Origin of the sequence: Gymnodinialimonas ulvae (assembly GCF_037543845.1) — a bacterium.
Taxonomy (GTDB): domain Bacteria; phylum Pseudomonadota; class Alphaproteobacteria; order Rhodobacterales; family Rhodobacteraceae; genus Gymnodinialimonas; species Gymnodinialimonas ulvae.
In genome coordinates, this window is the sequence record NZ_JBBIFX010000005.1 from 31,625 (window position 1) to 54,970 (window position 23,346).

Here is a 23,346-nt window from a genome sequence, read left to right on the forward strand (position 1 = left end):
GCAACCAGATTATCGGTTTCATCCGGCCTCTGTCTCAATCATATCACGATGCCGTTTTTACCATGTAAAAACAGAGGATTCACTCATTCATCCTGTGTCGTCTCGGACCCGACACCGGCCGCCTGAAGGGTTGCGATCTCATCTTGCGCCGCGATGATCTGCGGGCGCGTGTCACCGGGGCCGGCCAACTCCACCGCGCGACTCAATTGCGCCAGCGCGTCCTCAGGCCGATCCAGCGCCAGATAGGTCATGCCCAGATGGTATTGCACCAGCGCATCCTCCGGCAGACCTTCCGCCGCGCGTTCCAGATGCTCCAGCGCGACGCCAAGCTCACCGCGGCGATAGGCGATCCAGCCATAGGTATCGGCGAAGGGAGGCACGTCAGTCCCGCGCAGGCGCCGCGCGATCGTATAGGCGCGATCAAGGCTTGTCTCGTCACTGCGATAGGTCGTGATCAGGCTCGCGAGATTATTGGCCACAACCGGTGAGTTCGGGACCATCTCGTAGAGCTGTTCGTACATTCCGATCGCCCCGTCGATATCACCGGCCCGTTCCAGATAGCTGGCCTCCACCCACATGAGATCCGGCGCCTCCGGGTGCGCGGCGCGGGCCGCGACAAGCGTTTGCCGGGCGTCTTCCTCGCGGTCGAGCGCGTCCTGCACGCGGATCAGGTCGATCCAGGCCTGTTGCCGCTGCGGCTCGGTGGTGGTGACAACGCGCAGCTCCTCTTCGGCCTCGGCCATCCGCCCGACGGCGACATAGGTCATCGCCAGAAGTTGCCGGTAATCCATGTCCCCAGGGGTCTCTGCGACCAGATCCTCGACATAGCCCAACGCGCCGTCCAGATCGCCCGTCGCCAGCCGGGCCTGCACCACGGCGGCCTGCGCGCCGACCCCGCTGTTGCCGTCGTCGGCGGCGGCTTCGAGCATTTCCAGCGCCTGATCGACCTGCCCGCGTCCGACCAGAATGGCGGCGCGCAAACTGTCGGCCATGGCGCGGGTGGGCTCGGTGTCGAGCGCGCGCAGGGTGCGTTCCACATCACCGGCCCGCAGCCAATCGCTCAGCTGCAGGTAAACCCGGCCCAAGGCCCGCAACAGCTCGGGCTCGTTCGGCGTCAGGCGCAAGGCGGCAATCAGCACCTCTTCGGCAATCAGATAGCGCTCGTCTTCCAGCAACACGGCCGCATAGCGGATCGTCTCCGCCGGAGCCCCGCCCGAAGCCTGCATCGCCAGCGACAGGAAATCACGCGACAATTCATGGTCGCCCGCCCGGGCATAGGCCTGTGCCATCAGCGTCAGGGCCGCGGCATCCTCGGCATTGTCATCAAGCACACTGCGCAAATCCTGGATCGCCTGGTCGGGATCGTCATCCTCGATCAGCCAGGCCGCGCGCATCTTCAGCGCGTCGGTCTGCCCCGGATCGGCCTCTAGGGCTGTATCCACAAGACGTTGCGCGCCCACCAGATTGCCGTTCTGCAGCAACATCTGCGCCAGGATGATCTGGAACCGGCCGCGCTCGATCTGGGTCAGCTCGCCCTCCAGAAGCGTCTCGATCCCGGCAATACCGCCCTCGATATCGCCGCCCTCATAGCGCAACACCGCATGCAGCGCCCGGAACGGCGCGGCGGCGTCGGGATCGGCGGCGATGATCCGGTCCAGTTCCTCAATCGCGGCGTCGGGACCTTCGCGTTGCAACCGCAACCGCACCAGCGCGGTCAACGCCTCCTCGCGGGCCACGGCATCTTCGGCCGATCCGGCCAGGTCGGTCAAAAGCGTCTGCGCCCCGGCAATGTCATCGCGGGCCACATAGAACCGCAGCAGCATGCCGGGCAGCTGATCGTCCTCGGGGAAAAGCTCCAACATGGTGCGCAATTGCGCCTCAAGCGGCTCCTGCTCGCCAAACTCGGCCAGGATCTGCAGCCGGGTATCATGCAGGTTGCGCGCCTCGGGCGTGTTGGCCAGCGCCGTATCCACAATCCCGATGGCGGCGTCGAAATCACCGTCGCGCAGCAGGGTGTCGATCACCAGCCGCCGCAGCAGCGGATTGTCGGGATCGTCTTCGAACAGCGTGGTGGCCCGCGCGGCGATCTCGCGGCGCGTGGCCTCGTCTTCGGCTTCCAGCGCATTGATATAGTCGATGTTGAGCGCGATCACCGGCGCCCCGGGCGCCTCGGGGTCCATCTCCAGAACCCGCTGCCCGTGCCAGCGCACCTCTTCCCAGTTCTGCTGTTCCAGCGCCATTTCCGCCAGCGCGATGCGCGCGGAAATCAGGCTGGGATCCTGTTCCACCAGCCGCAGATATTGCCGGTAGGCATGTTCCAGATCACCGGTCTCGCGCAGCATCTGGGCATAGCGTTGGCGCGCTTCGAGATGATCGCCATCGGCCTGAAACACATTGCGGAACTCGACATCGGCGCGAACCGTGTCGCCCTCTTCGAGAAACGCAAGCGCACTTTGGTAATGATCCTCGGCGCGCGCGCTGTCATCCTGACAGGCGGCCAGGGCCACAACCGCACCCGACAACACGACAATTCTGAGAGCAGCCAGTAAAGACATGGGTTTCCTAAACTCTTGCGCTGAAGCCAGTCCTGCGCCCGTTCAAGGCGCGGGCGGCCCGGACAAAACGATGGCCGCATCCATTACAGATGCGGCCTGATTTGGCAATTTGTGTGTTGTTAGCTTTGAACGCACCTCAGGGCCGGCACGCGCCCCGCACGGATCAGTAGCCGGTGCCGCGCAGCATCACACCAAAAGTCTTCGACATGACACCAAGGTCGGTCTTCAGCGACTGAACCCGGTTATAGACATTGTCGAAACGCACACGGTCGGCGAACTCGCTCTCGTTGCGCTGCGACACCTGCCACAGGCCGGTCAGACCGGGACGCAGCTGGTAGTAGGCGTTGCCAACGTAAAGCGCGCGCTGGTTGACCATGATCGGGCGCGGCCCAACGATGCTCATGTCACCAAGGGCGACATTGAACAGCTGCGGCAGCTCATCCAGCGAGGTCTTGCGCAGGATGCGGCCGATGACTGTGATGCGCGGATCGTTCTTCAGCTTTTGCGTGGCGTCCCACTCGGCGCGCGCCTCGGGGTTGGCGGCCAGATGGGCCTCCAGCCGGGCGTCGGCATCGACAACCATGGTGCGCAGCTTCCACAGGCGGAAGGTCTTGCCGCCGCGGCCAACGCGCAGCTGGCTGTAGAACGGCGACTTGCCTTCGGTGATCCAGATCAGCAGAGCAGCGATCCCGATCAGCGACAGCCAGAACGGTGCCGACAGCGTCAGGACCAGAAGGTCCAGGGCGCGCTTGCCACCGGTACGATATGCGGAGGCGGCGGCGGAATTGTGTTGGCTTGCACGGATGGGCGTCACCTCGGAGGGGACAGAACCGGTCAGATCACGCGAAACAATCGACATAAATAAACCCTCGTTAATGTGGCATGCCGCTCGGTACGACACGTCACGAAGTACAGACGCCTCGACACGGTGCCGAGGGGAATAAATTCAAGTCTTCCGCAAAATGAAGGGTTCGTTTGGACCCGGAGCAGACAGACGGCTTTCTATGACGAAGGGCTTCCCCAGAAGCGGTCCCCATCAGTTGTTGTCTCTGTTTAATCAAATTCGATACGATTGTCTTGCGAAAATCCGCCGATCAGGGTCAGGGATTCCCGCACTTTTCAGGAATTTTTACTGCTTTACAGTCGTATAGGGATTTTTAACCAAAACCGGCTTTCAAAGCGATTTGGTTAAAATGTGGCAGACTTGCACATAAAATTCCCAACAGTGCCACAGTGAAGCACGGCTTTGTTGGCAAATCGGAGACAACCGGAGGGCTGTACGCCCGAATCAAACTTCGCGCGGATCGCCGGGCCGCCTGACCTTTGGATTGCAATCTCCTCCCCGACCCCTTCGGCAGGGGGGCATAACCGTCGCAGGCTCCCCCTTGAAACGTGCCCCCGTTTTCGTCCATCGCTATAGCAGCGACACAAGGTCGGCCGATGGCTCGGTCGATGGCGCGGATTGCGCAGGATTGTCGCGTGCATCACGTCTCAATTTTACTTATAGAGAGGCTTCACTGGCCCGCACGCATCTACAGCAGGCGTTGGCGATGGATCGGGAAGATAAGGTCATGGCTGGTTCAGTATTCTTTGCGAAGCATTTCGGGCTGAGCGAACGCCCCTTCACGCTTCTGCCCGACCCTGATTTCCTGTATTGGTCCAGCGCCCATAAACGCGCCTATGCGGTCCTGGAATACGGCATCATGAGCCGGGCCCCCATCACCATCATCACCGGGGAAGTGGGTGCAGGGAAAACCACGCTTTTACAAAAGCTTCTGCAGAATTTCGATGAGACGACGATCGTCGGACTGATCTCCAACGCGCACGGCAATCGCGGCGAGTTGCTGCAATGGGTGCTCAACGCGCTCGATGTCGAAAGCGACCCCGAGGCGCCGTATGTCACCAAATTCCAGGTGCTGCAGGATTTCATCGTCGCACAATATGCCGAAGGCCGTTCGGTCACGCTGGTCATCGACGAGGCACAGAATCTCACGGTCGAGGGCCTCGAAGAGCTGCGGATGCTCACCAATATCAATTCCAACAAGGACGAACTGCTGCAGTTGATTCTTCTGGGGCAGCCGGAATTGCGCGACATGATCACGCGCCCGGAATTGCGGCAGTTCGCCCAACGTGTCAGCGCCACCTATCACCTGGCGGGCATGGACAAAGAGACCACAGTGAAATACGTCCGCCACCGCTTGCGTCACGTCGGTGGCACGGGCGAAGAGTTTACCGAAAAGGCCATCGCGCTGATCCATGAGACCTCCGGAGGGATCCCGCGCATGGTCAACAAGCTTTCTGAGTTCGGCATGGTTTATGCCGCCGCTGCCGACAAAAGCAGCGTTACCGAGGAGATCATTGGCGAAGTGTTGAAAGATGATATCTTCCTGAACACCGATACCTTGTCCCAAGAGGCCGCAGAATGAGTACACATCTGCGCTTCTACTGGCACCTGCTTATACGCCGGATGCCGGTCATGGCATTTCTGGTCGTGGTCACCGCCGCTGCGGGGCTGTTTTTCGCGGCCGGTCTGCCGACCACCTACGTCAGCCAGGCCCGGCTTCTGGTGCAGGGGCAGTCGATCTCCGAAGATCTCGCCACCTCAACGGTGCAGATCGAGGCCCTCGAAGAGGTGCAGCTGTTGCGCGAGCAGGTTCTGACCCGCGCCAACATGATCGAGATCGCCACCCGCCTGAACGTGTTCGAAGATCTCGCCAACATGACCCCGACCCAGGTCTACGACAACATGCGGCGCGCCACGACGGTCAACACCCAGGGCGGCGCGACCCGGCGTGGCGGCGGCAGCCCGGTGTTGCTGACCTTCGAATTCACCGCCCGCGAGGCACAGATCGCCGCCGATGTGCTCAATGAATATGTCACCCAGGTTCTTGCCGCGAGCGTGCGTCTGCGCACCGGTCAGGCCGGCGAAACCCTCAGCTTTTTCGAACAGGAAGTGCAGCGGCTTGGCGACGCGCTGGAACGCCGCTCCACCCTGATCACCGAGTTTCAGCGCGAGAATGCGGATGCCCTGCCCGACGATCAGGATTTCCGCCTGCAACGTCAGTCGCTTCTGCAAGAACGCCTCGCCGCCGCCGAACGTGAGCGCCGCGAGTTGATCGACACCCGCGAACGTACCATCCAGATCTTTGAAACCGGGACACAGCCGCAGGTCAACCTGCCGCCCGACCAGCAGCTCCTGCAGGAGCTGGAGGCGGAATTGTCCGAGATGCTGCTGGTGTTCTCGGAAACCTCCACCCGGGTGCAGATCCTGCAGCGGCGCATCGACCGACTCGAAGAACGCATCGCCCTTCAGGCGGCTGGCACCACCGGCACCGAAGAGACCCCCCCCGAGACCGAAGAGAGTGAACCGATCGACCCCCTGCTGGCCCTGCAACTGGCAGAGATCGACACCCGGATCGAGGCGCTCGACAACGCGGTTGTGCAGACTGAACAGGAGCTGGAGACGCTGAACGACGCCATTGCGCGCTCGCCGCTCAACGCGATCCAGCAGCAACGGCTGGAGCGGGATTACGAAAACGTCCAGCTGCAGTTCGAAAATGCGCGCCGCGCCCTTGCCCAAGCCTCGATCGGTGAACGGCTCGAAGTCGGCGGCCGCGGTCAGCGGATCACCCTGCTGGAGCCGCCGGTGGTGCCAAGCCGCCCGGCCAGCCCGAACCGGCGCCTGTTCGCCGTGGGATCGGTGGGCGCGGGGCTGGCGCTGGCGCTGGCCTTCTTCGTGCTGATGGAGCTGTTGAACCGCTCGGTGCGGCGCCCGACCGAATTGGTCAAAGCCCTCGGCGTGACCCCGTTCGCAACATTGCCCAACATCGAAACCGCTGGCTCCCGGCTGCTGCGCCGCAGCTTCATGCTCGTCAAACTCGCCGTCCTGGTGATCGGCGTGCCCGCGGCCCTCTGGGCGGTAAATGAATTCTACATGCCACTCGATCAATTGTCCGAACGCCTTTTGACCCGTTTCGGCCTCGCGTGATCCCAGGAGTGAACTTCAATGGAAAAGCTTCGATTGGCCTTGCAAAAGGCGCGCGCACAGCGCGGTGAAGCCGCGCCCGTTCTGGACACGCGGCGCCGCGTTCCGGCCCCCGCCGCCATCGCCGTCACACAATTGTGGGAAGAGCTGCCCGGGTTCGAGCCCAATCCCAAGGCGCTCGCCAAAAGCCGGATTGTCACCCAGAAGGCGAACCCGGCCGCGATCCCCTTCGACCGCATGGCCAACAAGACCCTCATGCACATGCGCAAGAACGACTGGCGGCGTCTGGCGATCACCTCGGCCACACCGAATTGCGGCAAGACGCAGGTTGCGGCCAACCTCGCCTTCAGCCTCGCCCGGCAGCCCGACCTGCGGGTGATGCTGATCGAGCTGGACATGCGCCGCCCCAGCCTTGCGGCCCTGATCGGGGCCACGCCGGTGCACGACATCGCCGACGTGCTGGCCGGTGATGTGCCCTTCGAAGAACAGACCCTTCGGATCGGCAGCAACCTGACCGTCAGCCTCGCGACGCAATCCTATGCGGATCCCGGGCAATTGCTTCTGAACACCTTCACCCAGGATGTCCTGCGCGATATCGAGACCCGCTATCGGCCCGATCTGGTCATCTTCGACATGCCGCCGCTTCTGGCCGGGGCCTATGCGATGGCGTTCCTGAGCAATGTCGATTGCGCCCTGACCGTGGCGCGGGCCGGGAAATCGACGGTCTCGCAGATTGATCAATGCGAACGCGAGACCGCCGAGCAAACCAATGTTCTGGGCATCATCCTGAACCAATGTAACTTCAGCGACGATGCCGCCAGCGGTACGTATGATTACGGCTACTGATGTCGGTTGAACAGGAAGCACCGCCGACGCAGAGGGGCGGAGGCCTGTTCGGAAAAGCCGTCCTTCTGTTGTCGGGCAATGCGGCCTCCTCCTTGTTGTCGCTGGTGCGCAACCTGCTGATCGCGCGGCTGATCCCGGTCGAGGATTACGGCGTCGCAGCCACCTTTGCCGCCGCCATGAGCTTCGTGGAAATGCTGTCGGCCTTTGGCCTGCAACAGCAGGTCATTCAATCAAAACAACAAGATACGAAATGGCAATCCGCGCTGCAGGGGTTCCAGTTCGCCCGCGCCGTCCTGTCGGCGCTGGTGCTGTTCTTCAGCGCCGGGCTGATCGCCGATTTCATGGGCGTGCCCGAAGTTGCCTGGGCCTATCAGGTGCTGGCCATCGCACCATTGCTCAACGGGTTGGTGCATCTCGACATCTACCGGCTGAACCGGTCGATGCGCTACGGGCCGATGATCCTGACCATGACCGTGCCGGTGCTGATCTCGCTGATCGCGGTCTGGCCGCTCTACATGATGTTCGGCGATTACCGGGTGATGCTCTATGCGATCCTCATCCAGATGGGATTGATGATGGTCATCTCGATCCTGACCGCCGAACGCGCCCTGCGCCTCAGCCTTGATCGCAGTGTCATCGGTCAGGTCGTGCGGTTCGGCTGGCCGCTCCTGATCAACAACATCCTGATCTTCGTGGTGCTCAATGGCGAGAAAATCGTCGTGGGGCGCGAATTGGGCATGGCGGTCCTCGGCATTTTCGCGATGGGCTTCACCCTGACGCTGACGCCCACGATGGTGCTGGCCAAAAGCGTGCAGAGCTTCTTCCTGCCGCAACTCTCCAAGCTCCAGGACGACGACGTGCGCTTTCAACCGCTCGCCCGCGCCACGATCGAGGCGAATTTCTTCAACGGCGCGCTTCTGGTCGTCGGTGTGGTGCTGTTGGGCGAGATCTTCGTGACGCTGGCGCTCGGCGACAAATACGCCGCCCTCGTGCCGCTGATGGTGTGGCTGGCGATCCTGCAGGCGATGCGCGTCTTCAAGGCCGGCGGCGCGGTCGTGTCGCTGGCCCGCGCCAAGACCGAAAACGCCATGGTCGCCAATTCCTTCCGCGTGCTCAGCCTGCCGCTGTCGTGGTGGGCCGCGGTCGAGACCGGGGATTTGCTCCTGGTGATCTGGATCGCCACGGCGGGCGAGATGTGCGGCGTGATCGCCTCGCTGGTGCTGACCCGCTGGCGCGCGGGTGTGGCGCTGGCCCGGCTCTGGCCGGTGGTCGGCTGCGTTCTCGCCCTGCTGATCACCGCCGCCCTGTTTGCCGCCCATGGCGATATCGCAGCACTTGCGGGCGTCCCGCGATGGACGTTGGCGGCGCTGTGCGTGGCACTTCTGGGCTTGTGCGGCTGGACGATGCGCGACACGAAAGCCTACCTGAGTTCCCGCAAGAGAAAGACACAGGCGGCCTGACGCTTTACCCCGAAACCCGATCCCAAACCCGATACGAGTTCCCATGTCCGACACGCCGCTCCTGATCCACATCGGTTATCACAAGACCGCCACAACCTGGATGCAGACCAAGCTGTTCCAGCCCGCGCAGGGGTATCGGATGCTCGCCGACCATGACGAGATCTTCACCCATGCGGTGCGGCCCCATGGGCTGACGTTCACGCCCGATGCGATGCGGGCCCTGATCGCCGAGCGCCGCGCCGGCCTGCCCGAGGGGCATGTGGCCGTGGTCTCCTCCGAGATCCTGTCGGGTCATCCGTTCTTCGGCGGCCAGATGAGCGATACCTATGCCCACCGGCTCAAGGCGATCGCGCCCGATGCCAAGATCCTGGTCTCGATCCGGGCGCAGCTGAAGATCCTGCCCTCGGTCTACATGCAATATGTGTTGCGCGGCGGGACCCTGCCCTATGACCGGTTTTTCGAAGGCACCGATTGGCCCGGCTTCTTCGGCTTCGAACATACGCATTTCGAATATGACCGGCTGATCGCGCTCTATCAGGAACTCTTCGGGGCCGAGAATGTCCATGTGATGACCCAGGAAAGCCTGAAGGCCGATATGGAGGCCGCCTGCACCGCGCTGGCGGGCTTTGCGGGCAACAGCGCCTATGCGGGCCTGACCGAGGCGCTGCGCGAGGTGCGCGGGGCCAGCTATCCCGAATATACCGTGGCGGTGCATCGCAGGCTCAACCACTTTTACCGCAGCCCGGTGACGCCGGGGCCGTTCCTGGCGGTCGATCCATCGGGCTTCAAGATGCGCAGGCGGGCGATTTCCCTGCTGCGACGACCGCCGTTTTCGACCCTGTTCGGGGCCAAACGGCCCGTCACCGATTATGTCCGGCGCACCTATGGCGGACAATTCGCCGCCTCCAATGCGCGGCTGGCCGAGATCGTAGCGCATCCGATCGACCTGTCGGCTTATGAGGGTGGCAACGGCTCCAACGGCTGATCCTGCGGGCAGGCGGCACCAAAGCCCTCCGCCAGATACGCCGCCAGCGGTGGCACGGTGACCTGCGCGGCAATCGAAGGGTCGGGATGCAGCCCGTCGGCCAGCCCGCGCTGATGGCGCGGAAGGGCAATCCAGCGCGTATAAAGATCCACCACCCCCCGGTTCGCATCCCCGCCCCGGGCCACCACATCACCGTAGCGCGCCGCCAGGCCGGGCCGCAGAAGGCCGCGCGCGCCTCTGGCAGGGCTCATCGTCATCTCGATCAGCGCGGCCTCGGGCACCGCTTCGGCCAGATCTTCCAAAAGCCCACGGGTCAGCGCATCGGCCGCCTCCCGCGCCAGCCCGTCGCGCAAATCGGCGTCATTGATGGCAAATTCCAGCAGCACGATATCGGGGGCCTCGGCCACCACCGCGGCGATCCGGTCGGGATGCGCGGCCCAGGACACATTGGCCCCGGGCCGGGCGATGCGGATGATTTCAACGGAATGGTCCAGGCAGGCCGCCAACCGCGCGGCCAGGTGATCCGGCCAGGGCCCGCGCGCCGTCAAAGACGTGCCAAGGGCCACGATGCGCAGGGGGGCTGTGCCGTCCGGCAGGGTGCGCGGGGTCAGGGGCAGATCGCGCGGCGCGGCCACGACAGGCTCCGGCCCGCGCCACAACGGCCCCGCCCAGAAAACCGTCACAGCCGCCACTCCCACCAGCAGCAGGCCGATCAGCGCCCGGATCAGGCCCGGCCCTCCTCTGCCAGGCGTGCCTCGGTCTGATCCGCCTCAAGGAAGCGGCCATAGTCACCGACCTCGATATTCTCGCGCAGGATCTTCGCCGGATTGCCCGCCACGACACAGCGCGGCGGCACCGATTTCGTCACGATAGAGCCCGCGCCGACCACGCAATTGTCGCCGATCTCCACCCCCGGCAGGATCAGGGACCGCCCGCCAATGAAACAATTCCGCCCGACCCGCGTATGCAGATAGAGCCCCCGCGTCCGGTCATGGGTCAGGATCCGCGATTCGAAGGCGACATAGGATTTCTCGCCCACATGCACGCCAATCGGAAAGGTCTTGTCGAACTTCGCCGATAGCGAAAACTGCGCCGTGGGGTGCAAATCCATCCCCCACACCCGCGTCAGGACAAGCCGGCGCATATCCACAAGCACATTGCGCAACGCGCCCAGTTTGTTCAGCCCGCGCTTGCGCGCCTTCTTCAGGGGCGGCTGCGGCGCAGCCGTGTCAGGCGCATCTGTATTGGAATGATCAGTCATGAAAGGGTATCTCGCGGCAAAAAGCGGCTTTGTCTATCCGGATCATCCGGATCTGATATTATGCTCGAAGTGTTTGAACATATTCTTTGGAAATTGGCCATTCTATGACACCGCGTCTGTTCCCGTTGCTGTTTGTATTCGCCCTCGCCCTCACCGGCCCCCTCGTCCCCCTGCCCGCGCGGGCCGGGATCTCCGCCGAGCCCACCGGCCCGGAGGTCACCGTCGAGACGCCGCAGGCCCTGACGCAGGCCTATCTCGATCTGTCGGCCTGGGACGGAGCGGGTGGCACGATCTACCTCGCCCCCGGATTTCCGCGCCTGGGCGAGATCGCGCTTGAGCAGGGCGGTGACAATCCCGTCCACATCACCTCCGCCGATCCCGCAGATCCGGTGCGTGTCAGTCGCATCGCCTTTGACGCGGTCGACAATGTGCGCATCTCTCGCGTGCATGTCGACAGCACCGGCGCGACCCGGCCCGATTTCATGCGCGACATCGACATCACCCAATCTTCGCGCATCGAGATCATCAACTCGATTTTTACCTCCAACGGCTCGATCGTGTTCGACCCCGCCGATCCGACGGCGGTCCTGGGCGAGCGGCTGTCGATGATCCGCCACGCGCGCGACATCACCGTCTCCGGCAACCATATCTCGGGCTATGAGCAGGGTTTGACCTTCCAGGAGACCGTGGGCCTGCGCGTGATCGGCAACGAGATCACCGCGATCCAGGGCGACGGCATTCGCATCGTGGGCGTCTCGGATGTGCGCATCGAAGGCAATTACATGCACGATTTCTCGGCCACGCCGAACGAATTCACCCATTCCGATTTCATCCAGATGTGGTCACGCAACGCCGAGATCATCAGCCACGACATCACCATCACCGGCAACATCATGGACACCGGCAATGGCGTCGCGGTGCAGGCGATCTGGCTCGGCAACCCGGTCTATGCGCGCGGCGACCGCGCCCATGTCTACCGCGATATCACCATCACCGAGAACCTGATCTACACCGGTGCGGCCAACGGCATCGGCGTCACCGGCGCGCAGGACGTGCGTATCGAAGACAACACGCTGTTGTGGAACCGCGCGGCCGTCACCATCAAGGAAGACGGCGACACGTCGTTCTTTCCGCGTATCCGCCTGTCAGACGACATCACCGACGCCGCCGTGACCGGCAACATCACCACCCGTATCCTGCACGGGCCGCAGGTGCGGCTGGCCGACAACATCCTGATGTCGTGGACGGCGACGGATCCGAATTTCGTGGGCCGCCATTTCATGGATGTGGTTCAGGGCGGCGATATCGGACCCAATGGTTGGCGCTTGCGGCCCGACAGCACTTGGGTCGGCACGGGGGCCCCGGCCTCGCAACCGGACGGCTGAACCCGGCTGCACGGCCATGCCATAGGGATGCCACACAGCCTTGGCATAGCGGGCCAAATCTCCCCTAGACTTCTCTCCGAAGCCCCGTATCACCGCCCCTGACCGAACCGCATCACGCGCGCCAAATCACAGGACAAGACGCCGAATGAACGCCACCCCGACGCAAGCCGCGCCGCGCCCTCAGACCGGCCCCCGCCCCCAGACCGGCCCCCGCCCCCGATTGGGCGTGGTGGTTGTGACCTTCAACACCGCCGATATCATCACCGAGAACCTCGAAAGCCTGATGGCCGAGGCCGGCGATGTGGCCCTTGATGTGGTCGTGGTCGACAATGGCTCCACCGATGGCACGCCCGAGGCGATCCGCGCCTGGGCCGACGGCTCCGCGCCGTTCACCGCCCCCGCCGACATGCCCTTCCCGCTGAGCGCCTGCGCCAAGCCGGTGCGGCTCTCCCCCGAGGGCGCGCCCTGCCCCGATTGCACGCCCGAGGCCCCCGCGCTCACCTTCATCGAGACGGGGCTGAACGCAGGGTTCGCAGGCGGGGTCAATCGCGGCCTGGCGCATCTGGCCGCCCATAGTCAGGCCGACCGCTTCTGGATCCTCAACCCCGATGGGGCCGCAGCGCCGGGGGCCGCGCTGGCCTTCGCCAGCGCCGAGACGGGGCCGTTTTCGCTGATGGGGGGGCGGGTGATCTATACCCATGACCCCGACACGATCCAGATCGACGGCGGCACCGTGAATGCCAGGACCGGCGTCACCGGCAATGTCCACCTGGGCCAAAGCCATGCCGCGACCGATGCGCCCGATCCCGCCACGATGGACTTCATCACCGGTGCCTCGATGGTGGCCAGCCGCGCCTTCTACGAGGCCGTGGGCCCGATGCCTGAAGACTATTTCCTCTACTACGAAGAGGTCGACTGGGCCTATCGCAGGCCCGCCACCCTGCCCTACGCCTATTGCGCGGGCGGCGTGGTCTATCACCGCGCAGGCACCGCGATCGGCTCGCCCACGCTGGACCGTGTCGCGGGGCCGTTTTCGCAATATTTCAAACATCGTGGCCGGATGCGCTTCGTACGCCGTCACCTGCCCGGTGCGCGGCTGACAGCACTGGCCTACAGCCTCGCCAAGGCCGGACAATATGCGCTCAAGGGCCACCGGGCCGAGGCCGCGGCCCTTCTCGCCGGAAGCCTCGACCGCCCGCCGCCCGCCGCCGTGCGCGGCCGCCTGTCACCCGAGGCCCGGGCCCTCGCCTTCGCCCCCTACAGGACCCAGCCATGACCGACACCCGCGTTCCCCCTCCGGCCCCCGCCCACAAGGCGCGGAAATCCCCGCTGGCCCGCGCGCTGCGCCTGATCGGCTCGGCTTTCGATCCGCGCGCCTATCTGCATGCGATCCGGCTGGTGAATTACTACAATTACTCCCATGTGCAGCCGCGCCGCCAACTGACCATCGGGGCCGGTGCCAAGATCTCGCCCAATGCGCTGTTCTCCAATGCCGAACGCATCGAGATCGGCGCGCGGGCCTCTATCGGCGCGCGCACGACGCTGTGGGCCGGGCCCGCGCATGGGCGTATCGTGATCGGCGATGACGTATTGTTCGGCCCCGAGGTGATGGTGACAGCGTCGGGCTATCGCTTTGACGATGGCACCCCCGTCACCGAGCAGGCCATGGACGAGGCCGATGTCATCATCGGCCGCGATGTCTGGCTGGCGACGCGGGTGATCGTGTTGCCCGGTGCGCGGATCGGCGACGGTGCAATCATCGGCGCAGGGGCCATTGTGACCGGTGAGATCCCGGATTATGCCATTGCGGTGGGCATTCCCGCCAAGGTGGTGGGTCAGCGTCAAAAGCCCGCCTGACCCACATGACAGACCCGGTTTCGCGCGCGAAACCCGGCGGCCTCAGCGCATCGCGCGGGTCAGCTTCTCACGCAGCCAGGCACCGGGGCGCGCGGCGCGGGCCAGTTCCGCGTCCCGCTCGACGATGAAATCCGGGCTCAGCTCGGGTGGCTGCGCATGGGGCGCTTTCTGGCCCGGGGTATAGCCGAAGCGCGCGAAATCGGCGGCATAGAGCCGTTCAATCACCGCCAAATCATCGGCGCTGGGGGCGACCTTGACCCCGTCGCTCTTGCGGCCCTTGCGTTCATTGGCCGGGCGCAGGGCGCGCGGGGCATCCTTGCGGCCGGTGATCGCATCGAACCACGGCACCAGCGCATCCAGCCCATGCTCCAGATAGAAGATCTTGGCGCCTTCGGGGACCAGTTCGACCATCGGGCGGGTGTGGTTGTCGAAGACGAAGGGATCTTCGTCCATCATCTCGGGCAACACGTCGAGCCATTGCGAAAACCCGGCGCGTGCCGAGGGGAGCTGTTCGATTTCCTTCTGGAAATGGTAGGCACTGATCAGCCGCGAGACCGGATGGCGCACCACGGCAAAGCTGTGATCGAAGAACCCGTCGGGAAACAGCCGCTGGCACACCTCAAGCGACATATGCTGTGGCGAGGTCCGACTCCAGCGTTTGTCGGCGGGATTGGCATGGTGGCGCGTGTCCAGCAGGGCGATGCGCCCGAAGCGTTCAGCCAGATAGGCCTCGATGGCAGAGCCACCGCATTTGGGAACATGGGCGAAGTAGACCAGAAGCGGGCCAGCACGAACGATAGGCATGAATAATACGGCTCATTTTAACGTTTCACGGCCCCCCGGAACAGGTTGAACACAAAGGGGAAAGCCCCCCTGTTGTCAACGCATGAGCCGGACCATCGGTCACTTTTTGCCGAAACGCTGTCTTTCGCGTAGCCTTTGATTGCGCGCCGGGCGCGCCCCTAGCCGCGCGACGAGGGCGCCTTGAGCCAGCCCAGGAACGCCTTGTCGGGCGCGCGCAGTCGGGGCCGGCCGGTCGCGGCCCACACCCCGCGCCAACGCGCCTCAAGCGCATAGACATCTTCGCCGGGGCGCAGCGCGCGCGCGGCCTCCAGCGTATCGGGCGACAGGATCGGCCCCTCGCCCGGTTCGATCACCGCGGCGCGCGGCGTGACGCAGATGATGTCGCCGGGTTCCTCGGTGAAGATGTAATCGGGCAGGACATCGGCGCGGATGCTCTCGCGCAGCATGGCGCGAAAGACCCGAACCGGCGAGGTAGAGCCTGATTTCTTCCACAGGACCGGCACCGAGATGCGCCAGGTGGGCTGCGTGCCGCAATGTTTGCGCGCGATCTCGTAAAGGCGGCGCTCCAGCGGTTTGCGCAAGGAGAAATACTCCCGGCTCAGCGTCAGGACCGATTTCGCCAGCACCGCGTTATAGAGCCATTCGCTCAGCGTCACGGTGACCGACACCATGCGCCCGGCCCGCGTGCGGCGCACGATCTCCCAGGCCTCGATCAGGCCGAAGCCGGTGGTGACCTCGCGCGGATCATCCTTGGGGCCGGTGGTGATGTTGGTGGTGATGCGTGTGCCTGCCAGACGCTCGAACGCGTCGCGCAGGCGCCGGTAGGCATCCCCGCTGGTCTCGCGCCCCGTGGCCAGCAGAAGATCATGGGCCGTCAGCGTCAGAACCCGTGAGGTCGGCCGCCCGGCATTGATCGCGGCCATCAGCTGACTGATGCAAAAGATCAGGATATCGGCGTCGAAGATCGTGGCCCGCCCCTTGACCGAGGGCGTGATCGTGACCTGGGTGCCGCGGTGGTCGTACTCCAGCACCCGGCGATCAGGCCGCGTCGACAGCGAGAAGACCGGATGCTCCATCGAGGCGATGTCATGCTTGGGCACGGCGGCGAGGATATCACAGACGAACAGGTCGCCGCCAAAGGCGCTTGGCCCGGACCCGGATGCCCGTGTGGAACCGCCAGCGGCGGCGCGCGAAAGAGGTGGGGCCATGACTGCTCGGGCCTGTGATCTGGGGTGAGGGACCTGTAGGATCCCTTCGTCGTTTCATTGACACCCAGCTTAATCAGCAGCGGCGATTCTGCCTAGTCCGACATCGTGGGATCGGAGTCGGGCTTTCGGGTTTTGAGAGTCGCCCTATCGTGGGATCAGAGTCACCATGACTTCGATAAGCGGCAGAAAACCATTTTTAATCAAGGCTTTGGCGACAGGCCGTCAGATCCGTAACTATCTTAATAACATAAATATAACTTCATTAAGAATTGGCGCTGAAGCGCTGGCGGACAGGAGGCCTCTATAAGGCATTGAAAAATATTAAAATTTTTTAGTGTTCGGAGTATCTTCCCATGTGATGCGTTTTACGGCACACTGGCGAAAAGGCGTAACATCAAACACAACAAGGGGCACAGCCATGAGCAGCGAAACCCTTCCTCCGTATTTCAACATCGACGCACGCCTCGCGGCAAGTGAGCTTGGCGCCCCCTGTGGCACCGATGGATTCCACGCCATCGCCGAGGCCTGTGCGCGGGGGCGGGAGGATCTGTCGGGCCGCGGTCTGGATGAAACCGGCCAAAAGGTTCTGCGTCGTTTCTCGACCTGGGAGATCACCAAATACCTGATCCCTGTCGCGCCCGCGCATTTCCGCCGCGTCCTGCGCCAGAACCCCACCCTGCCCCAGGGCCATTCCGATACCGAGAACGGCGCGAAGTGGTTCACCCTCGACGAGGTGTTGAAGCTGCGCGCGCATTTCGGGGCGGAGGGCTCGAAGGCGAAGGAATACCTGCCGTACCGCCCCGAAGGCGCGCGGGCCAAGATGGTCGCCGTGGCCAATTTCAAGGGCGGCGTCGGCAAGACCTCGACCGCGGCGCATCTGGCGATGTCGGCGGCTTTGGACGGCTACAAGGTGCTGGTGATCGATCTCGACAGCCAGGGTTCCATGACGTCGATTTTCGGCGGCAAGATCGAGGATGAATGGCAAACCGTCTTCCCGCTTCTGGCGCGCCATTACGGGCGGCATTTGCGCCGCGAGAACCAGCGCAGGCTTGACCGTGGCGAGGCCCCGCAACCGATGGACGAGGTCCTGACAGAGGCGCTGGGGATGGGGGCCAAGGATCTCATCACCAAGACGCACTGGCCCAACATCGACCTCATCGGGGCGCAGCTCAATCTCTATTGGTCCGAGTTCCAGGTGCCGGTCTGGCGCATGGCGGCGCGCGGCTGGAAGCTGTGGGACGCGCTCTCGGACAGTCTCGAGGCCGACGGGGTGCTCGATGACTACGACCTGGTGTTCCTCGATACGCCCCCTGCCCTGGGATACCTGACGATCAACGGGCTGGCGGCGGCCGATATCCTTTTGGTGCCGCTGGGGGCGTCGTTTCTGGAATTCGATTCCACGGGCCGCTTCTTCGACATGCTGCATACGACCTTCGCCTCCATCGAAGAGGGGGAGAACATGGCCGCACGGGCCCTGGGCCGGGATGAGTTGCGCTTTGAATGGGATGCGGTGCGCGCCGTCGTGACCCGCTATGACGCCGGGCAACAGGCCGAGATGGCGGCCCTGATCCAGGCCTATATGGGCCGCACGCTGAGCCCCCACCGGCAGGATTTCACCGCGCTGATCGGGCAGGCGGGCGAACAGGTCCATGGCATCTACGAGGCCGATTACCGCGATTTCAACCGCGACACCTATGCCCGCGGGCGCGCCACGTTCGATGAGACCTATGCCGGGTTCAAACGGCTTCTGGTGGGGATCTGGCACCGCGAAATGGCGGCGCGTGCGGATGCGGCGGAATAGGGAGGCGAGAGTATGGCCAAACGCAAACGATTGAGCCCGATGGCGCTTCAGGCAGAGCCTAACCTGCAGGATAGGGACGTATCTGCATCGGGAAGCGCCCGCCGTGCGCCCATTGCCGATATGGCCGGCGACGCCGCCGCCAGCGCCGCCCTTGCCGAGGTGACGCAAGCGATGGAGACCGCGCGCGCCGAGGGGCGGCTGATCCTGTCGCTGCCGCTGGCGGATGTGGAGGCGGGGCATCTGTTGCGCGACCGCCTGCCCGCAACCGCCGCCACCGAAAGCACGCTTTCCGAGGATAGCGCCGCCCTTCTCGAAAGTCTGCGCCAGCGCGGGCAGCAAGTGCCCATCGAGGTGCGCGATATGGGACCCGATCATCTCGGGCCGCGCTATGGGCTGATCTCGGGGTGGCGGCGGTTGATGGCGCTGCGCGAGCTCCATGCCGAGACGGGGGACGAGAAATTTGCCACCGTTCTGGCCATGCTGCGCCAGCCCGACACCGCCGCCGAGGCCTATGTCGCGATGGTCGAGGAAAACGAGATCCGCGTGGGCTTGAGCTATTATGAGCGCGCCCGCGTCGCCGCGCGGGCGGCTGAGGCGGGGGTGTTTGACGATGCGTCCGCCGCCATCGATGTGCTGTTTGCCGCCGCGTCCAAGGCGAAACGCTCGAAAATCCGGTCTTTCGTCCGGGTCTATGAAGGGTTGGAGGATTGGCTGGCCTATCCTTCGGCGATCCCCGAGCGGCTGGGTCTGAAGCTGGCCCGCGCGCTGGAGGCGGGCGCGCGCACCGAGATCACCGATGCCTTGTCAATGGCGGCCCCGGCCAATCCCGAAGAAGAGATGGCCGCCCTGACCCGTGGGGCGGCTTCGGTGGCCGGGCCCAAGGCGACCTCCAAGACGCGGCCCGCCCGGGGCGATGCCGCGCCGGAGGTTGTGCCGGGGATCAGGCTCAAACGTGGGCGTTCGGGCCTGACCTTGAGCGGTCCTGGCGTCGATGGCGCGCTGGAAGAAGCGCTGGCGGAGTGGCTGCGCCGCCGGGGATTTTGAGTATTTTTGAAACAAGGAAGCCGGGTCCGCGAAGCGGGGCGCGCCCGGGTCAGGTCAGCCGGCGCCGCAAGCGCTGATAAGAGGGTGGTTTCGCGCGCGAAACCGTGGCATCGGATCACCCCGGAACGGCTTGATCCGGACCAGACGTGAGCGACGGAGACCACAGCCATGCCAGCGCCCGATTACGCGGTCATCATTCCCCATTTCAACGACCTTGAGCGTCTTGAACGGTGTCTCGCCGCGCTTGTGGTTCAGGATCTGAGCGGAACCGAGGTTGTCGTGGCTGACAATGCCTCGCCCGTCGATATGGCCCCGTTGCAGGCGACCTATCCGCAGGTGCGCTTCGTCACGCAGCCCGAACGCGGCGCGGCGGCGGCGCGCAACAAGGGGGTGGAGGTGACCACCGCGCTGTGGATCTTCCTGCTCGATGCCGATTGCGTGCCGTCCGAGGGCTGGCTGGCGCGCGCCCGTGAGATCGCCACGGGCGATGCGAATGTGGTCAGTGGCGGCCGCATCGAGGTCTTTGACGAGACCCCGGCCCCACGGTCCGGCGCGGAGGCGTTCGAGACCGTCTTTGCCTTCGATCAGGAGCGCTATATCCGCGAGGACGGCTTCTCGGTCACCGCCAACCTGGTCGCCGCGCGCGCAATCTTCGAGGCCACCGGCCCGATGGTCGTGGGCCTGTCGGAAGATGTCGATTGGTGCCGTCGTGCCGTCGCTGCGGGGGCGACGCTGCGCTATGATCCGGCGCTGGTGGTGGCGCATCCGACGCGGCCGGATTGGCCTGCGCTGCAAAAGAAGTGGCGGCGCATGACCGAGGAAGGCTTCGGCCTGGCACGGGCGGCCCCCATGGGTCGGGTGAAATGGCTTCTGAAGGCGCTGTTGATGCCGGTCAGCGTGGCGGCGCATCTGCCGCGTATCCTGCGCCATGGCGCGCTGAGCGGGTTGGAAAAGCGCCGCGCGGCGGGCACGCTGCTCAGGCTGCGGATGCAGCGGATGGTCTGGATGATCCTGCAGGCGGCCGGGCGCGGGATCTGAGCGCGGCGCGTCTTAGCGGCCGGGCGGCTTGTCTCGGGGCTGCGTCGGGAACCGGCTGTATCTCGGGGCGTCGATGGGGCGCGCGTGCTGCGTGGCGCCGCGGCGTCCATCGGCGGGGGCTGCGTTCTCGTCTTCGTCTGTGCCATGGGCTTCCGGCGGCGTGCTGAAGATCCATGTCGTCGCCCCCAGAAGCAGCAGCAGGATGGACCACTGGATATGCCAGGCCGCGACCGTGCCATAGGAAATCAACAGCGCGATGAGCGTGAAGACGAAGGCTTTGCGGATCGCATCCATCTCGGGGTTGTTGGAGAAATCGATCCGGATCAGCTTGTACAGGATGTAGATATAGGCCCCCATCAGCAGCCCGATTCCCACCAGCCCGAAGCGCATGGCGACCTGCAGCCACTGGTTGTCGATCGACGATGGCATCCACGGCGCGCGTTGCCAGTCCGAGAAGATGCCCATGCCGAAGATCGGGTTGCGCATCACCTCGGCCGAGCCGAATTGCCAGATCATGTAGCGGTTCCACGCGGTTGAGCCGCTGAACGAGATCATCCGCCCGAAGACCAGCGCCGGCGGGCGGGCGGCCACGAAATCCACGATGATATAAGCCACCACAAAGCCCCATCCCAAGACCTTCCAGCGCGCCTTCCATTTGCGCAGCAGCCAGTTCCACAGCATCAGCAAACCCTGCACGCCGACCGCCGCGAAGGCGCCCGAGGACAGCGAAAAGAAGGTGCCGACATAGCTGCCGGAGGTCATGGCAAACCGCTTGAAAAGGCCCGGTTTGCCGGGGCTATGGGCCAGCCCGAGAAGGCCGAAGGAAAAGCCCATGGCGCACATGACGCCGTATAGGATCGGGTGGACCGCGCCGGTTTGCGCCCGCAACAGGCCCAGGCGCGGCGGATATTCCAGCGTGACGATGCCGAACGCCTCGACCAGAGGTATGGCCTCGGCCAGGCGGATCAGGATCACCACCCCCATCGCGCTTTCCAGAATCGCAAAGGGCAACAGGAACAGCAGCACCCATAGAAAGACGCGGGTGAAGAAGTAGAAATCCTGCTTGGTCCTGATCGCCGCGCGCCCCAGCAGATAGGCGAAGAAGGTGTCGATGAATTGCGACCCGCCCCATTCCACCACGCGGCCCATCTGCCCGTTGGCCGCCAGCGCAACCAGAACCCATGTCGCATAGCCCAGGACCAGAAAATCGGGCGGCAGAAGGCGCCCGTAGCGCCCCGACAGCCATTGAATCATCAGGATCGGCCCGATCAGCAGCAGCACCAGACGGTAGGGCCCGATCAGCAGCGGGCCAAGCGCCAGGCCATAGGGCTGTGTCGCGCAGGCAATGAACAACGCCAACACCACCGGCTTGGATAGCGTTTCGCGCGCTATGTTGAGCGCACCGGAGCGGCCCGGCAGGGAGGGCCCGGGTGGGTTGACCTGACTTGTCACGTTGTCTCTTTGTGTTAAACCGAGCGCCGTTTAACATAGCTGCATGGTCAGGCCTATCGTCCTGATGTGGCGTTTCGGTAAAAATCTTTGGAGGACGACGCTTTGGCGCAAGACATGGCGCGGTGGGATGCATCGCAGGGCCGGACAGATGTCATGACAGAGGCCGGGTTTGGCCCGCCTGTCGAGGTGTCGAAGCTGGCGATGTACCGCAAGCAATTGCCGGTGTTCCTGCGCAAGAACAAGGGTCTCGCCACGGATCCGGAATTCTGGCGCTTGTTGCCACGTCTGCGGGCCGTGCGCGCGCAGGCCCAGGGCCATACCGAGGGGCAGCCGTTGTTGTGGGTCGGCACCCATCACAAGGCGATGACGACCTATTTCAACGCGGTGCTGCGGTTCTTTGCCTATGCCACGCGGTTGAAGTTCGAGAAGATCAGCCTGGAACAGCCCGCCGCCGACACGCGTCTGTTCCTGTCGAACCATTCGAAGATGGAACTGCCGTCGCTGGCGCCGTATCGCGGCATCCACCTGATGCGTGATCCGCGCGACATGATCGTGTCGGGCTACCATTATCACAAATGGACCAACGAGACCTGGGTGCATCGCCCCGATGACCAGGGGCGCAGCTATCAGCAGAAGATGCAGGCGGCCGACACCCGCACCGGCCTGTTCATGGAGATCGACCATTTCATCTTCTTCTACCGTGAGCAGCTTGAGAACTGGGACATGGACAATCCCGATATTCTCGAGGTCCCATATGAGGACCTGATGGGGGAGGGGCGTGATCAGCTCTATCACGATATCTTCGCCCATTTCGGCGTGCCCGAGGATCAGGCCGAGATCGGGGTCGAGCTGATGCGCCTGTTCGAGGCCAAGCGCCGGACCGGCCGCAACAAGGACGCGGCCCAGGCCAAACACCAGCACATCCGCTCGGGCCGCAAGGAGCAGTGGCGCGAGGAACTGTCGCCCGAGCATCTCGACTATATCGAGGTGCAGCTTGGCCCGGTGCTGCGCAAGTTCGACTACGACCCGCATTAAGCGCCGTCCCCGGACCCTGTCCTGGCCTGCCAAAGGTCCGGCGGCCGCTTTGCTGTTGGCCGGGCAGGGGGCGTGCATCGGTGTTGCGCGCGCCCGTATAGGTTGAGGGGGGGGGCGTCCTGCGGGCTCAAGTGGCGGGATTATGCCCACTTGCCTCCCTTGTGCCGTAAGCCGTTGGGATAATTGTTTCAATTCCGTGATCTGGACGCTGCAGCGCAGCAAAATGCGGCAATCCGGCCCCTGATTAGGGCTCAAACCGCAAGATTCCGTGTCGTTTTTCAGGCGCTTAGCAGGCCCGTGCCTTATTTGGCGGATTGCCGCCACACTCTTTCGATTTCAAGCAAATTTTCGCCTAATTGAGGCCTTTGTTTCAACCTCTACTGCCATCATGGAACGTTTTGGGACACGAACGTCGAAACGCTATGAGGGATAGTTAGCGCCATGCCATTCACGACTGTAGCTGCAGGGGCGCCCGGCGTCTTTGTCGACTCCGAATCTGCACTCGCAGATGCCTATGCAACGCTGTCCACCACACCCGGTGGCGGCACGATTTACCTGACCGGGAACTTCTCGCCGGACGATCAGATCTTTCTGACCAATGGCGGATCGAATCCGGTTCACATCACGTCC

General features: G+C 64.0%; 20 protein-coding genes. 13 read left to right on the forward strand and 7 right to left on the reverse strand.

Annotated elements, in window-relative coordinates:
- Window positions 1–83: 83 nt before the first annotated feature.
- Together V8J83_RS18845 and V8J83_RS18850 are read right to left on the reverse strand one after the other, a co-directional pair.
- Window positions 84–2,555: a tetratricopeptide repeat protein gene (locus tag V8J83_RS18845; protein WP_339988060.1), complete on the reverse strand. Its 2,472-nt coding sequence runs from the start codon at window positions 2,553–2,555 to the stop codon at window positions 84–86.
- A 163-nt stretch (window positions 2,556–2,718) separates the two neighbouring features.
- Window positions 2,719–3,414: a sugar transferase gene (locus V8J83_RS18850; RefSeq protein ID WP_339988061.1), complete on the reverse strand. Its 696-nt coding sequence runs from the start codon at window positions 3,412–3,414 to the stop codon at window positions 2,719–2,721.
- Between the two features lie 526 nt (window positions 3,415–3,940).
- Between V8J83_RS18850 and V8J83_RS18855 the strand changes: the two genes are divergently transcribed.
- From V8J83_RS18855 to V8J83_RS18875, 5 genes are read left to right on the forward strand one after another with little or no spacing between them, the layout of a single operon-like run.
- Window positions 3,941–4,981, forward strand: a complete 1,041-nt coding sequence (locus V8J83_RS18855) for an ExeA family protein (RefSeq protein WP_339988062.1) — start codon at window positions 3,941–3,943, stop codon at window positions 4,979–4,981.
- A complete protein-coding gene (locus tag V8J83_RS18860) occupies window positions 4,978–6,543 on the forward strand; it encodes a GumC family protein (RefSeq protein WP_339988063.1) in 1,566 nt (521 codons plus the stop codon). Before V8J83_RS18855 ends, V8J83_RS18860 begins: the two co-directional genes overlap by 4 nt.
- Before the next feature lie 18 nt (window positions 6,544–6,561).
- The gene (locus tag V8J83_RS18865) at window positions 6,562–7,386 is read left to right on the forward strand and encodes a tyrosine-protein kinase family protein (protein ID WP_339988064.1); all 825 of its coding nucleotides are present in this window, start codon (window positions 6,562–6,564) and stop codon (window positions 7,384–7,386) included.
- Window positions 7,386–8,846, forward strand: a complete 1,461-nt coding sequence (locus tag V8J83_RS18870) for an oligosaccharide flippase family protein (protein ID WP_339988065.1) — start codon at window positions 7,386–7,388, stop codon at window positions 8,844–8,846. Before V8J83_RS18865 ends, V8J83_RS18870 begins: the two co-directional genes overlap by 1 nt.
- 43 nt (window positions 8,847–8,889) lie before the next feature.
- Window positions 8,890–9,831 carry a hypothetical protein gene (locus V8J83_RS18875; protein WP_339988066.1) on the forward strand — a complete coding sequence of 314 codons (942 nt, stop codon included), beginning with the start codon at window positions 8,890–8,892 and terminating at the stop codon, window positions 9,829–9,831.
- On the opposite strand, the gene V8J83_RS18880 is transcribed toward V8J83_RS18875, so the two are convergent.
- Together V8J83_RS18880 and V8J83_RS18885 are read right to left on the reverse strand one after the other, a co-directional pair.
- Window positions 9,801–10,514 (reverse strand): SGNH/GDSL hydrolase family protein, encoded by a 714-nt coding sequence (locus V8J83_RS18880; protein WP_339988067.1) that lies wholly within the window; start codon window positions 10,512–10,514, stop codon window positions 9,801–9,803. The genes V8J83_RS18875 and V8J83_RS18880 overlap by 31 nt on opposite strands.
- A gap of 41 nt (window positions 10,515–10,555) precedes the next feature.
- Window positions 10,556–11,092: an acyltransferase gene (locus V8J83_RS18885; RefSeq protein ID WP_339988069.1), complete on the reverse strand. Its 537-nt coding sequence runs from the start codon at window positions 11,090–11,092 to the stop codon at window positions 10,556–10,558.
- A gap of 104 nt (window positions 11,093–11,196) precedes the next feature.
- Here V8J83_RS18885 and V8J83_RS18890 point away from each other — a divergent pair, with 104 nt between their 5' ends.
- The 3 genes from V8J83_RS18890 (at window position 11,197) to V8J83_RS18900 (ending at window position 14,334) form a co-directional block, all read left to right on the forward strand.
- Window positions 11,197–12,477 carry a right-handed parallel beta-helix repeat-containing protein gene (locus V8J83_RS18890; protein ID WP_339988071.1) on the forward strand — a complete coding sequence of 427 codons (1,281 nt, stop codon included), beginning with the start codon at window positions 11,197–11,199 and terminating at the stop codon, window positions 12,475–12,477.
- 145 nt (window positions 12,478–12,622) lie between these two features.
- Window positions 12,623–13,753, forward strand: coding sequence for a glycosyltransferase family 2 protein (locus V8J83_RS18895; protein WP_339988074.1), 1,131 nt, complete (start codon window positions 12,623–12,625; stop codon window positions 13,751–13,753).
- Window positions 13,750–14,334, forward strand: a complete 585-nt coding sequence (locus V8J83_RS18900) for an acyltransferase (protein WP_339988076.1) — start codon at window positions 13,750–13,752, stop codon at window positions 14,332–14,334. The genes V8J83_RS18895 and V8J83_RS18900 overlap by 4 nt, the downstream gene beginning before the upstream one ends.
- Window positions 14,335–14,376: 42 nt before the next feature.
- Here the strand turns inward: V8J83_RS18900 and V8J83_RS18905 are convergent, their stop codons facing one another.
- Complete coding sequence (locus tag V8J83_RS18905) at window positions 14,377–15,138, reverse strand: sulfotransferase family 2 domain-containing protein (protein ID WP_339988079.1); 762 nt, start codon at window positions 15,136–15,138, stop codon at window positions 14,377–14,379.
- 158 nt (window positions 15,139–15,296) lie between these two features.
- Entirely contained in the window at window positions 15,297–16,346 is a 1,050-nt protein-coding gene (locus V8J83_RS18910) for a replication initiator protein A (protein ID WP_339988081.1), read from the reverse strand.
- 418 nt (window positions 16,347–16,764) lie between these two features.
- Between V8J83_RS18910 and V8J83_RS18915 the strand changes: the two genes are divergently transcribed.
- The 3 genes from V8J83_RS18915 to V8J83_RS18925 all read left to right on the forward strand — a co-directional run bounded on the left by V8J83_RS18915 (window position 16,765) and on the right by V8J83_RS18925 (window position 20,229).
- Complete coding sequence (locus tag V8J83_RS18915; RefSeq protein ID WP_339988084.1) at window positions 16,765–18,147, forward strand: AAA family ATPase; 1,383 nt, start codon at window positions 16,765–16,767, stop codon at window positions 18,145–18,147.
- 12 nt (window positions 18,148–18,159) lie between these two features.
- A complete protein-coding gene (locus tag V8J83_RS18920) occupies window positions 18,160–19,191 on the forward strand; it encodes a ParB N-terminal domain-containing protein (protein WP_339988086.1) in 1,032 nt (343 codons plus the stop codon).
- Window positions 19,192–19,359: 168 nt separating this feature from the next.
- Window positions 19,360–20,229 carry a glycosyltransferase family 2 protein gene (locus tag V8J83_RS18925; protein WP_339988088.1) on the forward strand — a complete coding sequence of 290 codons (870 nt, stop codon included), beginning with the start codon at window positions 19,360–19,362 and terminating at the stop codon, window positions 20,227–20,229.
- 12 nt (window positions 20,230–20,241) lie between these two features.
- Here V8J83_RS18925 and V8J83_RS18930 read toward each other — a convergent pair whose 3' ends face one another.
- Entirely contained in the window at window positions 20,242–21,681 is a 1,440-nt protein-coding gene (locus V8J83_RS18930) for an O-antigen ligase family protein (RefSeq protein WP_339988090.1), read from the reverse strand.
- Between the two features lie 102 nt (window positions 21,682–21,783).
- Here V8J83_RS18930 and V8J83_RS18935 point away from each other — a divergent pair, with 102 nt between their 5' ends.
- Window positions 21,784–22,716 carry a sulfotransferase domain-containing protein gene (locus V8J83_RS18935; RefSeq protein WP_339988092.1) on the forward strand — a complete coding sequence of 311 codons (933 nt, stop codon included), beginning with the start codon at window positions 21,784–21,786 and terminating at the stop codon, window positions 22,714–22,716.
- A 441-nt stretch (window positions 22,717–23,157) separates the two neighbouring features.
- Window positions 23,158–23,346: hypothetical protein (locus V8J83_RS18940; protein ID WP_339988094.1), on the forward strand; the 189-nt coding region annotated here is incomplete at its 3' end.

Coding starts and splice junctions, on each gene's coding strand:
- V8J83_RS18845 (WP_339988060.1), bottom strand. CDS start 2,555: ATGTCTTTACTGGCTGCTCTCAGAATTGTCGTGTTGTCGGGTGCGGTT.
- V8J83_RS18850 (WP_339988061.1), bottom strand. CDS start 3,414: ATGTCGATTGTTTCGCGTGATCTGACCGGTTCTGTCCCCTCCGAGGTG.
- V8J83_RS18860 (WP_339988063.1), top strand. CDS start 4,978: ATGAGTACACATCTGCGCTTCTACTGGCACCTGCTTATACGCCGGATG.
- V8J83_RS18865 (WP_339988064.1), top strand. CDS start 6,562: ATGGAAAAGCTTCGATTGGCCTTGCAAAAGGCGCGCGCACAGCGCGGT.
- V8J83_RS18870 (WP_339988065.1), top strand. CDS start 7,386: ATGTCGGTTGAACAGGAAGCACCGCCGACGCAGAGGGGCGGAGGCCTG.
- V8J83_RS18875 (WP_339988066.1), top strand. CDS start 8,890: ATGTCCGACACGCCGCTCCTGATCCACATCGGTTATCACAAGACCGCC.
- V8J83_RS18885 (WP_339988069.1), bottom strand. CDS start 11,092: ATGACTGATCATTCCAATACAGATGCGCCTGACACGGCTGCGCCGCAG.
- V8J83_RS18890 (WP_339988071.1), top strand. CDS start 11,197: ATGACACCGCGTCTGTTCCCGTTGCTGTTTGTATTCGCCCTCGCCCTC.
- V8J83_RS18895 (WP_339988074.1), top strand. CDS start 12,623: ATGAACGCCACCCCGACGCAAGCCGCGCCGCGCCCTCAGACCGGCCCC.
- V8J83_RS18900 (WP_339988076.1), top strand. CDS start 13,750: ATGACCGACACCCGCGTTCCCCCTCCGGCCCCCGCCCACAAGGCGCGG.
- V8J83_RS18905 (WP_339988079.1), bottom strand. CDS start 15,138: ATGCCTATCGTTCGTGCTGGCCCGCTTCTGGTCTACTTCGCCCATGTT.
- V8J83_RS18910 (WP_339988081.1), bottom strand. CDS start 16,346: ATGGCCCCACCTCTTTCGCGCGCCGCCGCTGGCGGTTCCACACGGGCA.
- V8J83_RS18915 (WP_339988084.1), top strand. CDS start 16,765: ATGAGCAGCGAAACCCTTCCTCCGTATTTCAACATCGACGCACGCCTC.
- V8J83_RS18920 (WP_339988086.1), top strand. CDS start 18,160: ATGGCCAAACGCAAACGATTGAGCCCGATGGCGCTTCAGGCAGAGCCT.
- V8J83_RS18925 (WP_339988088.1), top strand. CDS start 19,360: ATGCCAGCGCCCGATTACGCGGTCATCATTCCCCATTTCAACGACCTT.